General features: G+C 35.6%; 9 protein-coding genes. 5 read left to right on the top strand and 4 right to left on the bottom strand.

All coding sequences use genetic code 11. The features are described 5' to 3' along the window. Positions 1–516: 516 nt before the first annotated feature. Positions 517–1,713 carry a glycoside hydrolase family 10 protein gene (locus tag F6K15_RS19720; protein ID WP_293063468.1) on the bottom strand — a complete coding sequence of 399 codons (1,197 nt, stop codon included), beginning with the start codon at positions 1,711–1,713 and terminating at the stop codon, positions 517–519. 286 nt (positions 1,714–1,999) lie between these two features. Next, positions 2,000–4,717 carry a restriction endonuclease gene (locus F6K15_RS19715; protein ID WP_293063466.1) on the bottom strand — a complete coding sequence of 906 codons (2,718 nt, stop codon included), beginning with the start codon at positions 4,715–4,717 and terminating at the stop codon, positions 2,000–2,002. A 305-nt stretch (positions 4,718–5,022) separates the two neighbouring features. On the opposite strand from F6K15_RS19715, the gene F6K15_RS19710 reads away from it, so the two are divergent. Further along, positions 5,023–5,214 carry a hypothetical protein gene (locus tag F6K15_RS19710; protein ID WP_293063465.1) on the top strand — a complete coding sequence of 64 codons (192 nt, stop codon included), beginning with the start codon at positions 5,023–5,025 and terminating at the stop codon, positions 5,212–5,214. 311 nt (positions 5,215–5,525) lie between these two features. On the opposite strand, the gene F6K15_RS19705 is transcribed toward F6K15_RS19710, so the two are convergent. After that, positions 5,526–6,674 carry a YihY/virulence factor BrkB family protein gene (locus F6K15_RS19705; protein ID WP_293063463.1) on the bottom strand — a complete coding sequence of 383 codons (1,149 nt, stop codon included), beginning with the start codon at positions 6,672–6,674 and terminating at the stop codon, positions 5,526–5,528. A gap of 659 nt (positions 6,675–7,333) precedes the next feature. Between F6K15_RS19705 and F6K15_RS19700 the strand changes: the two genes are divergently transcribed. Beyond that, a complete protein-coding gene (locus tag F6K15_RS19700; protein ID WP_293063461.1) occupies positions 7,334–7,873 on the top strand; it encodes a transposase in 540 nt (179 codons plus the stop codon). A gap of 280 nt (positions 7,874–8,153) precedes the next feature. Next, positions 8,154–8,741 (top strand): hypothetical protein, encoded by a 588-nt coding sequence (locus tag F6K15_RS19695; RefSeq protein ID WP_293063459.1) that lies wholly within the window; start codon positions 8,154–8,156, stop codon positions 8,739–8,741. A 1,255-nt stretch (positions 8,742–9,996) separates the two neighbouring features. Here the strand turns inward: F6K15_RS19695 and thrC are convergent. Further along, entirely contained in the window at positions 9,997–11,088 is a 1,092-nt protein-coding gene (gene thrC, locus F6K15_RS19690) for a threonine synthase (RefSeq protein WP_293063457.1), read from the bottom strand. A 1,340-nt stretch (positions 11,089–12,428) separates the two neighbouring features. Here thrC and F6K15_RS19685 point away from each other — a divergent pair. Both F6K15_RS19685 and F6K15_RS19680 read left to right on the top strand, forming a co-directional pair. After that, positions 12,429–12,668 carry a hypothetical protein gene (locus F6K15_RS19685; RefSeq protein WP_293063455.1) on the top strand — a complete coding sequence of 80 codons (240 nt, stop codon included), beginning with the start codon at positions 12,429–12,431 and terminating at the stop codon, positions 12,666–12,668. A 334-nt stretch (positions 12,669–13,002) separates the two neighbouring features. Next, a complete protein-coding gene (locus F6K15_RS19680) occupies positions 13,003–14,058 on the top strand; it encodes a fatty acid desaturase (RefSeq protein WP_293063453.1) in 1,056 nt (351 codons plus the stop codon). Positions 14,059–14,183: the final 125 nt, after the last annotated feature.

Here is a 14,183-nt window from a genome sequence, read left to right as displayed (position 1 = left end):
CCTTCTACTATTTACTGGAGAGGGAAAAATTTGTCACTTCTAGTCTCTTTCCTCCCCCTAGTCAGAAAAATTTCTAACTTTTCCCTTCTACTATTTACTGGAGAGGGAAAAATTTACCACTTCTAGTCTCTTCCCTCCCCCTAGTCAGAAAAATTTCTTACCTTTTCCCTCTACTATTTATCTGAGAGGAAAAAATTTGCTTGCTGGAGTTCTGTGTCTAGGATAAAGTTAGAGAAAATTTCTATCTTTTCGGCTCTAGTGTTTACCTGATAGGGAAAAATTTACCACTTCTAGTCTCTTTCCTCCCCCTAGTCAGAAAAATTTCTAACTTTTCCCTTCTACTATTTACTGGAGAGGGAAAAATTTACCACTTCTAGTCTCTTCCCTCCCCCTAGTCAGAAAAATTTCCTACCTTTCCCCTCTACTATTTATCTGAGAGGAAAAAATTTGTTTGCTTGAGTTCTGTGTCTAGGAGAAAGTTTGAAAGAGAAAAATTTATGACCTCCATGGTTTTCCTTATTTATTTGAACTAGAGATATGTGGTCTTGAAATCTTTCCCTGAAATATTTTTTCCAAAGCTTCATTTCTGATATTTTCTGACTCCTTTCCCCACTTCCATAAACTTTCATAGAAAAAGAATGATACTCCGGCAAAATTTCTCTTCCGCAGAGCTTCTACTTGTTCTTCAATTGTCGTTATAGGAGTTGAATTATTTTTCAAACCAGTCAAAATTCCAATGGCAAAAGGAATATGATTTTTAGCTAATTCGACTTCTGTTCGTTCTAATTCTTTAGTAAAACGTTTAATGTCTGGACGATAAACCTGTAAAACAATTTCATCAATCCATTTTTCTCTTTCCCAAGTAAACCAGTCTTGCAAATAAGCAGGTAAAGCAAAATGGAAAGGATTAGGAGATACAGAAATAATACAGTCTGGTTTTATCGCTTTTATTTCTTCAGAAACCCGCTCCATAAAGTTATTAATTTTATCTGCTCGCCAACGAACCCAAAAAGTTTCTTGATGATTTTCAGAAGGGGATAAACCAGGAAGTTCTTTTTCATATAATTTAACTGTAAAATCGTCATAACCAAATTCTGCTGGTAAGCCAAAATGATCGTCAAATTGAATCCCATCTATATCGTATTTAGTAACAATTTCTATAATTAAATCTAAGATAAATTGTTGTACTTCTGGATGAAAAGGATTAAGCCAAACTCGGGGATATTCACCTTCCATTTTAATAGTAGTTCCATCCAGTCGTTTAGTTAACCAATTAGGATGTAATTTTGCTAATTCTGAATCTGCTGGTGCCATGAAACCAAATTCAAACCAAGGAATAATTGTTAAACCTTTTTCATGTGCTTCAGTAATAATTTCTTGTAAAACGTCTCGCCCTTGTAAACCAGGAGTTGGGTCTAATGATTTACCAAATACTTGTTGTGCTACTTGACTAGGATATAGAGTATAACCGCCTTGCCAAACGGTGGGATATAGTGTGTTGAAGTTGAGTTTTGCTAAACGGTTTATTGCTGATTTTGTGGCTGTACTGGAAAATAAAACATCACTATCAATATTAGTTATCCAAACGCCACGAATTTCTGTTTTTTGTGTGGTTTTGCTAATTTGATTAGAGGCTAATATTAATGTAATTGTGGTAAAAATTGCAATTAGTATTAGGGCGATGGTTCGGTAAATTGATTTTGATTTAACCATGAGATTTTGAGAGATATTAAATTTGTTGATGTTTGAGCGTTGGCGAAGCCTAGCTTTAGCTACATCGCTTGCTGTTAATCGGATAGATTAAAAGTTTTAAACTATCATTATATAGATTGAGATAATGGTTATTCAAATCTGAATTTATAGTAGTTTAATTTATTGGTAATCGTTGTGATTATAGCATTGTTTAAAATCATCTTCTTTTTCAGGCGAACGCCCAGGCTAAAGCGCTTGATAATCATCGAAATCTAGCCATCAACTTCAAAAAACTTTTGAAGTAAATTTACCCATGACGATATCTTTTTTTTGGTATTATTTCTAGATTTTGTCCCCAGTTCAGCATTACACTTAAACGACTTTTTACCGTACTATCACTGTATTTATTTTTTAGAAGATGTCGCATAACTTGTATAGGTTTTTCACCTCTAACTGCTGCTTTCCATACTCGATTGTAAGGAGTTTTCTCTAACGTACCTTTAATTTTATTTTTAAGCTCTTCGATAGAGTCAAAATTTAATTTATTAGTTTGACTATTTACTAAAGATATAGCAGTTAAGTCATTTTTGGCTTGCTGCAATTTTTTACCTTCTTTATTTTGAGGTATTTGTTTATCCTCTAACAAATATTCAGCTAATTTTTCTATATATTCCCAATTGACTTTAGGTAGGAAAATTTCTCTTTGAGAGGTATTGTTTTTTCTATCAGTAAACATCTCCTCAATATTAGCTAAATGTTCTGCGATTTCCTCACTACTATATCTGGCTGTGGGTAAAATAAATCTCTTGCTTTTTTTGTCTTCTATCAAAATCATAAAATCTGTTAACCATGCTTTCAGATTTTTTGCATGAGAAGACCAAGTATCTTGTCCAGCTTCTCTAAAAATAAGTTTATCTTTTAAGTATTTTGGTAAATTTGAATATGAAAAATCACCTTCTTGTTTAACTTTATCTAACAACTCTTTAATAAGAGCATTATTTTTTAACTTATGTTGCACATACTGACCTAATTCACCACGCTGATAAATATCGATAATACTATGATAAATTACTAATTCATCACCATCTTGTTCCAGCAAACCTATATGTTTTAAATCGTATTTAAGATGATTAACGGTGTGATTATTACCTTGAGGTTTTTGTTTTAAGTAGAAGTCTTTAATTTGCTCATTTGAAAAACGTAATTCGCTATACTGAGCCTTATGACTTTGAATTAAATTATAGAAAAAATCAAGAACTCCTTTTGGGTGAAGACGGTATGTAAATGCTTCATAAATTTTTGGTAGCTTTCCGCCTAGATACTCTTTGAAGACATCATTATATGTATCGTATGTATCTCCAGACAATCTTAATATTTTACTTTTTGTTAATTTATAAAGAATATTTGGTAGTAATGGATCTTCGTCATATTCTTTATGAAGCTCAGAAGCAGTTGCAGGTAGTTTAGGTGCTATTCTGAAAAGAAAACCTTTTTCTAATTGATTCAATTCTTCTAGTTCTTCATCAAAAAGCTCTTTTAAACCTAGACCAGTATCAAATAAGTCTCCTTGGATTTGTTGATGTTTTTTATAATAGGAAATTAAATGAGTTATAGTTCGCTTAATTAACCAAGGAAAGCCACTAGAAAATTCATATATAAATGACTTCACCTCATTGTTAATTTTTTTGATTGATGTTTCATTAATTTTATTTATTAGTTCTTTTGCCTCTACTACAGAAAAGTCATGCAGCGGATAAATTTTAGAAAGTTGGTTGATTTTATCAAGAGATATTTTATTATCATGGTAAGTTAGTAAGTCATCTTTCCGTCCTATCACAATAAAAAGCTTTGGTTTGAAATCATTAAAAATAGAAATTAAACTTTCATAGCTATTAAATAATTCATCATTATTAAACATTGATTCAAACTGATCGACCATAAAAATCCCACGTTGATTTTTCTTGAGTCTATTTCTTAACTCTTGTAGTTGTTTTTCAATCCCTTTGTGGTCAGATGCTTGCCATTTTGATTTTGTAAATCTTTGAACCAAATAATAAAGGTCAAAAGTATTTTTTACATCTCTTGCATCATGTAACTCTGTCAAATATCCTTCCTTTTTAAAACACCTATTTAGATTTGCGAGCAAAGAACTTTTTCCTACACCAGAACGACTTTTGACTTGCAAAGTGTTTTGTGGTTCTTCCCCTAAACTAATATGCTTTTTTATCTTTTCAATTAATTCATGTCTACCAATAAAATATTCTGGAGCTGCAGGAGCTTTATAGTCAAACCAACCTTTACCTACTTCTAAACCCTGCTTTATTATCCGATTAATAGTAGAATGATGGAATGACTTCTCTCCTATAATTGGTTCTAAACCTTGTAATTCTTGAACTTTTTGTTTAACTAAGTCAAGATAATTTTTATCGTTAAGCCAACTACTATCATCTCGAAAAATAGCAAATGATGATGGAGTAGCAGATTCAGATGATCCTATTATATATACAAAAAATATACCATGATCTGTAGTGAGCAGATGATAAGATAAAGGATTTAAACTCCTAGACTGAATCTGCTTTTTCAAGGATTCTGGATTTGGTAATTTTAATTCTTGGCTAATTTTTTCAAGTAATTCTTCCCCAGAAAATACTTCGACATTTATTTCTTGTTTTACTAACTTTTCTTGATAAAAATTTTCAGCGTCTGGTGTCAGTGTTTCTGTAGAAATAAAAAGACCAAGACGACTTTTATTTTCTAGCCACAAAGGGATAAACTTTCCACAAAAAGCATTAAACTTTTCAGCTTCTATTCTTTTACTAAATGCTTTTGCTTCACCAATTACTTCATGTCTACTTACTCGATGAATTCCTTCTAAATCATATTCTAGTCCCTCTTTTTTTATTCTAGTTTTAATATCGTAACCAGTAGCTTCTAAATATTTAGCAAGAAGGTCTTCAAAGAGCTTGCCTTTGTAATAATTCGCATTCTTATCAGTTTGTGCTGAGTGAAAAAAAAGAAATCCCATTTTGATGCCTAAAAATTTTAGAGTGATATAGTAAATTAACTATTAAATGTCGAGTTCTTTCAAGATAAAAAAATGATTGAGCAAAAATGACTTACTTTCACATAGCCTTAGTTATGCTTCTGAACCATTGCCAAGATCATAAACTATAGCTAAACCCTATATATAAATATTCAGTTAATACAATTAAGATATCAAAATTAATTTCGTTTGTCAGGAGTGAAATAGGTAATACTTAAAAGTTATCTGCTATTTCCTCATAAATTTGACATAATCTAATTATCCCTATATTCACAGAGCTAAACTCCATGAGTAAAAATTCTAACTTTCCAATTCCTCAATTTTCTTATATTTGTGGCATTCTCACAATTATAACTCTATTAGTATGGCTTCTCAGAGGCTTCAAAATTCTGGCATTTTTACCAGGAGGAGTGATTTTATTTCTAATTTTCTTATCCATAACAACTGGTGTGATTAGCCTTTTACAACGACCACATTAATTCAGGCTTTTTTAGCCGTTTTTTATAATACTTTTTCCTCCTTCTATAACTTACCTAATAATTAAGTTTTAAAGCCTTTCCTTGGCTGCGCCACGAGCTGTCGCTCTACAAGGAGAAACAAGAAAAAAATTTCCTTTGAGTCAATCCTCTTCTTTCCAAGGAGAGGTAATTGTTAATTATTAATTATTAATTGTTGAACGTTCCTGTAGCAGATGTGGAGCATTATCAAACAGGATTGGGTCGCGCAACCCCGCCTTTTAAGACGAGATGTTTTTGGAGGGTTGCTCAAATCCCCGTTACAAAAACAACTTCTAACTTCTGACTTCTGAATTCTGACTTCTGACTTCATTATCCCGTGCCATTGCTTCCCCTACTGTTACATTTAATTGTGCCCCAATTAATACCACCAATGAACTAATATATAACCACAACAATAAAATAATAAAAGTACCAATAGTTCCATAAGTTCGGTTATAGTTGAAAAAACCAAAATGAAAAACGTATAAACGAAATAAATTAGAAGCTCCTGCCCACATTAATGCTGATATAATTGCACCAGGCATAATAGGTGTACTTTTCCGTCTACGACTCGGACCAAAACGATAAACAAAAGCAAAAGCTGTAGAAACTATTCCTAAAGTAATCGGCCATCTTAATTGACCCCAAGTTTCTAATAATTGTGACTTCAACACACAATTATCAACTGGTTCTTGAAATAAACAACTAGCAACCTGGTCTGGCGGACAATTTGGTAGAGTTTCTAATAAGCAACTTTGCCGAGCAATCATATCTACAATTAAGTCACTAACTAATACTAATCCAGAAGCAATAATTAATAGTATGAGAGTACCAATAGTTAGTCCTAAAGAAACTAACTTTGCTTTCCAAAAAGGTCGTTTTTTCTCAACAGGAACTTGATGAATTTCATCGAGAGCTGCCATCCCAGAACTCAGTACGCTAGAAAATATCCATATTGATCCAATAAAACTGAAAGAAAATATTTCTCTGTTGGGGGTTTTCAGAATTTCATCAACAGCACTGCTAATTAAAAATCTTACTTGATTAGGTACTATATCTGTTAGTAAACTACCCATTTGTAATAGAGGCGATCGCAAAGATTCAAATAATCCAATTGCTGAAATTATTGTTAATAATCCCGGAAATAAAGCGAGCATAGCATTATAGGCCATCTCGGCTGATAAGCCTGATAATCTGCTTTTGCCAGCACAAATACATACTTGTTTAATAGTATTAAAATTTAGATGGAGGATGAACTGAAAAAAGCGAATAATTCGCTTCAGTATATGCTTGACGATTGCTTTTAATATCGTCAAGATCATGCCATAACCACGTTTAGCAATTGGAGTTAATAAGTTTAAAAATCGTTGTCTATTGGAGTGGTTTAAAACCTCTCGCAATGTGACAGAATTAAAGTGACGTAAAAAATGGAGAAAGCTCATAGGGCTTTTAGGCCAAAAAGATTATCTGAGTTACTTGTAGTAGAGAATAATTTGTCAAATAACAAAAACTTAAAAACAACAATTAGAATTTTATAAATTTCGGAAAATGCACTCAAATAAATTACTTGATTTAGGGCGAAAATCAAAATTAAATAGTAATCTATTATAGAAAAAATTTTGCTAAAAGAAATAAACATAAAAGTCGTACAGAGACAAAATTTTTCCAATCCAAACATCAAAAATCTATAACATTTTTATATAGATATTTTTAGCAACTATTGACTTAATTGGTATCAGCTACTCCTTTAATGTAATGTAAAAGTAAAAAATATGTTCCTAGATTTATCTCTAGGAGTTTAAAATTAATATATTTTACTTAAGAATGATAATTTTAGCTTCTCCCGGGAGAAGTCCCATGCCGTTTGCGTTTGCGTAGCATCCCGTAGGGAAGCATGACCTAGGTAAAGGTAACGGGGAGGGTGGGATGAATCCCGGCCTTAAGTAAGTGGTTATATATTTCAATCCCTAAAGTAGGTGTAATTAAGGTCAGAACCCACAGACCAATACCTGATGGAGGTAAAATCAAACAAGTTTCACTAATCAACAAAGCTGATGGTTGGTGGATAAATTTAAGCTTAGGGGATAAGTCAATCCCTGAGTTGAAAACTGACAAGATTCAACCTACATGGGAAAACTCAATAGGTTTAGATGCTGTCCTAGATAAAGATATTTATCTAGCCACATCAGAAGGGAAAAAATTACCTTCTCTCAAACCTTTAAGAACAAATAAAAAACAACTAACTAAAGTATCCCAACGCAAGAACAAACGTAAACATGGTAGTAAAAACAGACTAAAACTAGCAAAACGCGAAAGTAAAGTTCATCAAAAAATAGCTAGAAGTCGTAAAGATTTTCAGTATAAAAAAGCTCACAAATTAACTCGGACAGGTAAAAAGATATTTTTCATAGAAAAGTTAAATCTAGCAGGATTAACTGGTATAAATAAAGCCAAACAAGATGAAAATGGAAAGTATTTACCTAATGGTCAATCGTCCAAGTCTGGATTAAATAAATCCTGGCTAGATGCTGCAACTTATCAATTTCTTGAAGTGCTGGGTCATGTAGCCGCAAAAGCAAACGTCAGTGTTGTTGAAGTTAAACCAAATTATACATCTCAATTGCTTTGTTATAGAGATTAAATAGTGTTTACAGATTGCAGTATCAGAGAATATTTTGATGAAGAATTACAGTTGAAAATTGATAGAGACATAAATGCTGCCATCAATTTGAAACGAGTCGGGCTGGACTTGTTCCCGACCATAAACCGCCGTCAAAACAGAGTGGTTATAGCTAAATCTAAAACCGCTTCTGTTTCCCAGGAAGTTCTGACCGTCTTTAAAAGGCATCAGAAGCCTACACAGAAAGCAGATGCGTCGGTGTAGGTAAGTCACATGAACACTCTATAATCTAAAGTATGATATGACTCAGGATATAACCCCATGGTTAAATGAAATTAAAGCTCTTCAAGAGAAAATAGTAAAACTTCAAACAGAATTAAATGTCGCCCAGGATAGTGCCTCTAAGTGGCGTCAACTCTACAATACTGAAGCTCAACAACGACGAACAGAAACTCAACTGGCTCAAGAAACTATTCAGACTTTAAAAGCCCAGGCTCAGAAATTACAAGGTTTTCCATCTGTTGAAGAGAGTATAGATGAAAGTGCAACAACTATTGAACAGCAAATCGAAAATTTACAAACTTTGGCTGAATTTAAGGCCCAAATAATTAAAGTAGTCCAAGAACGCGACCGTGCTTTTGCACAAGTCCAAAAATTAACTGAAGCCCTAGAACAAGAGCAAGTCAATCATACAAATACTCGTACCAGTTTAACAAATGCTTTGGCAGATGCAGTAGATATTCTGGCCAAAGCAAAAGCAAACAAACAACAAAAATCGGAAATTACTCCTGATATTCAGTCAAAAACAGAAGCCAATATTCAAGCTCAAAATCAAATCCCACTAGAGGAAAGCTTCTCCCCCAATGCTGCTAAGTTACCGCCCAACTAAATGTCGCGAGGGGTTTGCCGTTATCATCTCCGATTTAAGAGCTATCCATTACCCACATATTTATTAACATAAAACTTGACAAAACAGAGAAGTTATGAACTTACCATAAAATGGATATTTCGTAAGAGTAAATGTATTTAAAATGTATTTAATTAGAGGCTTTTTCGTAATTTTGCTTTCTTTGTCCCCCCTATCTCCCCATCTCCCCGTCAGAAAAGAGTTTCAAGACTTATGGGTAAAGCATAGGATTTAATGGTAGGGGAGGGCGCGACCTGCCAAAAAACTCATCTCTACATTCAAAAATTAATAATTAGGGCTTGCTGATTAAATATGAAAGCATTGACTGATATTAGTTTTAGCCTTTTTAGGTATTGAAAAAGTGCGAGGTTTTAGGTGGTAATGGTTCAAAAATTCAGGATTTTGGTTAAGAGTTGGGGAGAACAATCTTGGGACAAAACGCCCGCTCCTACCTCCTGCAAATTCCCATTTATCCTATCCCCCTCCTCGGAGGGGGAGGGGCGAGGGGTGGGTTGTCTCCTGTCTCCTACCTTCACCCATAAGACTAGTGAAGCGCAAACCCTAATTAATAATTACCTCTTCTTTTCAAGGATAAGATTGACGCGGTAGGAAAAATTTTTTCTTCTCCAGGACTTACGCATTTTTCCGACAAAAACGCTATATGTACCATAGTGCTATAGTTTTTACCTACTGTATGTAGTGCCTTTGCCTAAGTCCTATTCTCTTGGTCGATGATCGGCCAGCTCCGAGACCTCGCCATCCCATCCTAACGGAATGCTCCGCAAACGACCGCTTTTTTCTCCTTATATAAGGAGAGACTTCAAACCTTAATTATTCGGTAAAGTAACAAGAATGGCTGCTATAATTAATGTCCAAACAGTAGCGGTAATACACGCCTGATTGCAGAACCGAGACAACTCAAGATATGGGCTTCAACTGGTGAAGTCAAGCGTAATTTCCGATTTGTCGGTAAAATCACAGAAGGTAGCTAGGTGAGTACAGAACTGGACAGTACAAAACTGCGATGGGTCTCATCGTTGCTCCCTGTGGACGCGCGCGAGGATGCTCAACTTTGGAAGCAGGAAGCCCTTTTCCGTGAGGTAGGGAAGCCCTCGTTATAGCCCTAGCTTAAAGAGGGAGAAAGTCACTGAAAAGCCATTGCCCCGCTTACCCAGTAGTAAAGATTAGAGAGAAAATCTTAAAAGTGGAACCAAAAATATTTTCCTTTTTCCTACCTTTAAAACCCCATAACTTCAGCTACTGCCTCTATATTCGGCTCTATTCCCTGCCGAAACTGATTATTGCTATGTTTAATCGCCACATCTGGGTCTTTGAGACCATGACCAGTAAGTACACAAACTACTTTTGCTCCTCTGGGAACTTGGTCTTTGACTTTCAATAAACCCGCAACAGAAGCAGCACTCGCCGGCTCGCAAAAAATTCCTTCATTGGACGCCAATAAACGATAAGCCTCTAATATTTCTTCATCGGTAACCGCCGTAAAACTTCCTTGACTAGCTTGTTGAGCTGCTACAGCTTTTTCCCAGCTAGCAGGATTGCCAATTCTAATGGCGCTGGCCACTGTTTCCGGTTGGACTACAGGATGACCTTGAACAATGGGTGCTGCCCCTGCGGCCTGAAAACCCATCATTTGCGGAAGGCGATCGCATTTTCCGATTTGATGGTATTGACAAAATCCCATCCAATATGCTGTGATATTCCCGGCATTCCCCACAGGAATACATAACCAATCTGGGGCATCCCCCAAAGTGTCCACTACCTCAAAAGCTCCCGTTTTTTGGCCTTCTAGACGATAGGGATTAACTGAGTTAACTAAAGTGACAGGATATTTAGCGGCCACATCTCGGACAATTTCTAAGGCTTGGTCAAAATTTCCCTTGATGGCTAAGACTTCTGCGCCATACAACAAGGCTTGGGCTAATTTTCCTAGGGCTACATAACCATCTGGGATTATGACAAATGCTCGCATCCCACCTCTTCTAGCATAAGCAGCAGCGGCAGCTGAGGTATTGCCTGTGCTAGCACAGATTACTGCTTTTGCCCCTTCCTCTTTGGCTTTGGATATGGCTAAAGTCATGCCCCTATCTTTGAAACTACCTGTGGGATTAAGGCCATCATATTTGACAAAGACTTCTACTTGGCTGCCTATTTGATGGGCGATCGCTGGCACAGGTATGAGAGGAGTATTACCTTCATGCAATGTGATTACAGGAGTTTCTTCTGTCACTGGTAGATAGGATCTATATGCTTCAATCAAACCAGGCCAGCCTTGTAATTTTGACTGAGAAAAGGGCCGTGTTAAGGTCATTTTTAAGTTTTTAATTTTTTACTGTAAAGTTTGAGTTTTTTTTACCTTAGGCCAAAGCTATAAATAACTTTTTGGTCAATTTTTAGTAAGGTTGACACTCCACTGGATAAATCCGCGTGGATTCGTGATTAGGAGTTTTTTATCGGGATAAATCCGCGATTTTCACATTGCTCGTAACGGCCACATTGCCACTACCGTACCATAGTATGCATACAGCGGCAGCTCACAAGGCGATGCCAATCGCCACTACCCTCTCCGGTCATTCGACCATTGAGACTACTTTTAAAGTTGTTGGTTGATTCACTCGCTTTGAGGTATAACCTGCTGACTAACGGCTGGAAACATAGTGCTGGCTAGCACCGGGTTACCTTTTCTGTTAACCACCCTTTAACTGAAGCGTCCATTAGCTATCGGGCTTTCACCATGCTTCAAAGGTTATTGTGTCTTTATAGTTCATAAAAATATAGTCACATAAGACATATCTTTAAATTTTGCAGGCTTTACCCTGACGCTCGTGTTAGCCTAGCTCCTTCGTTTGCCCAGCATGACCTAGGAAAGGAGGCACTACAACACCATCCCAGTTGCTTTAAGTCGGGAGACCCGCCCTACGCACTGGCTTCTCTATCCCATGGCCAAAATAATTTGGGACTACTTTATTCTTTTCCTCTTTTTTGATGATCTCCCTGATTCAATTTCTGCTTGGTCATAATACAGAGGCTTGGACGTAGGTTCTTATGTATCTAGAGGTAGCGTGTCAGTCCAGGAATTTCACCCTATTGAACTCAGATCGTTGACTTTTGAGGCTATTTAATCTTTTATTATCACAGACATTGTTAGATTATGTCAATATTCGCCCTAATTTCTGGAGACAAAAGACTATATTTAACTACATAAGACTATATTTGTGTTGAATTTTTATCAAAATCATAAGGGTCGCGCAACCCCGCCGGGAAGTGGCGAAATATTTTTGGAGCGAAGTTCAAATCCCCTACTTCCCCTCCACGGTCGGGGCCAGCAGGTGGGTTAACTTCTGACTTCTGACTTCGTTAAGATACCTTAAGTTATAGCATATTTTGACTACGCTTTATTACCTGTCGCGTTGTTTCCATCGAGCCGTTCAAACTGGCACTTTTCCCACTTACCGAATTTTTACAATGAAAACTTAATCAAATCTATGGTTAAGAAAGATACTAAACCTTACTAATCTTATTGTATTATCCAAGTGTTTAGTGTTGGATATCGTACTCCAACTTTTAATGCCGGAAGTTAAATAGTTTAATTTGTTGTAATTTATCTTAATATTCCGGTTACAATAGAAAAATTAAGTGAAGTAAGTATAAATGGCTAGTAAGTTACTGATGTCTAACAGCATATCCACTTTGTCCAGTGCATCTGTTTCTGTAGATACTTCTAAAAGGGTAAATGTTTCAGGGGTATCAAGCAATCAAAACTACACTCAAGAAAAAATGAAATCTTTGTATCAAACAGATCAACAAGTTAAGTTGCTCCATCTTGAGGCAGAAGTAGAAACTTTATTGTTGGAATTGCGGACTATAAAAGAACGAAACTTAGAAAATTAGTCTCAGAGGTTGAAAAATAATTCAATCAATAAAAATCGTGAATAAATAAATGATTGCTAAACTTAACGAATAAAAAATCAAATAGTAGCAGTAACCAAATCAATTAATTTACTTTGATAATGACAAGACTGTGATATAACAAAAAAGGTTTTGCTACATTGCTTTTGTGTACAAAATTGACTAAGATTCACTAAGTGCTAGTATGTCTTAAAAATTGTTGTCAACTACTTTTTGTAGTCAAAACTGCCAGCAAAATATTTGCGCTGGCGTTTTTTTTCGGAATCATAAATCTACTACATAACCACAAAAAAAATACGGAGAACTCAAATAATTTATGACAGTATCAATTGCAGAATCTACTAATGGAAATTCTGAGATTAGAAATGAGCAACTACAACTAAAAGATATTGTAAAATCCCTGCCTCGTGAAGTTTTTCTCAAAGATAAATGGAAAACATGGACAATGGTAGCGGTCAATATTTTTATGGTCGTATTAGGTTACTGGGGACTAACAATTACACCTTGGTTTTTATTGCCCCTACTTTGGGTTTTCACTGGCACAGCATTGACTGGGTTTTTTGTTATTGGCCATGACTGCGGTCATCGTTCTTTTGCTAACCGTCGGTGGGTCAATGACCTAGTCGGTCACTTAGCCTTTTTACCCTTAATTTATCCGTTTCATGGCTGGCGAATAGGCCATAATTATCACCACAAACATACGAATAAAATGGGTGAAGATAATGCTTGGCAACCTTGGTATCCAGAAGATTATGGAAATGCAGGTAGCTTCATGCAGTCAGTGTATCAGTTTATGCGTGGCAAATTTTGGTGGTTAGGATCTGTTGCTCACTGGGCAGTTGTGAATTTTGATTGGAGAAAATTTGAGGGTAAGGATAGTGAAGATGTCAAATTTTCTACATTAGTAGTTTTTGGGTTTAGCGCGATCGCCTTTCCTGTGCTTATCGCTACAGTTGGTCTGTGGGGTCTGGTCAAGTTTTGGTTAATGCCTTGGTTGGTTTACCATTTCTGGATGAGTACATTTACTATTGTTCACCATACAGTACCAGAAATTCCTTTTACTCCTATAGAAGAGTGGGATGAAGCGGAGGCTCAATTATTTGGTACAGTACATTGTGATTATCCCCGGTGGGTAGAGTTTCTTTGCCATGATATTAATGTGCATATTCCCCATCATATATCAACAGGAATTCCTTCATATAATCTGAGGCAAGCACATAAATTTTTGAAGGATAAATGGGGAGATAAACTTTATGAAACTAAGTTTTCTTGGTCTTTAATGAAAGATATAACAGAGAAGTGTCATCTCTATGATAAGACTAAGTTTTACCTAACTTTTAAAGAGTATGATGCTCAGAAAGTTTCCCAGTAATTTTAGTTAGAAAAAATCACAAAGGAAGGCTGATAATTAAATGGTGATCGGCTATACTTTTTTCATTGATAAACTTTGATATTTATAGAATCCGGTATTTTGACCGGATTTTTTTGTCGGTTGTA

Origin of the sequence: Okeania sp. SIO2B3, assembly GCF_010672525.1 — a bacterium.
Taxonomy (GTDB): Bacteria; Cyanobacteriota; Cyanobacteriia; order Cyanobacteriales; family Microcoleaceae; genus Okeania.
This window is presented reverse-complemented; position numbering and strand designations above follow the sequence as displayed.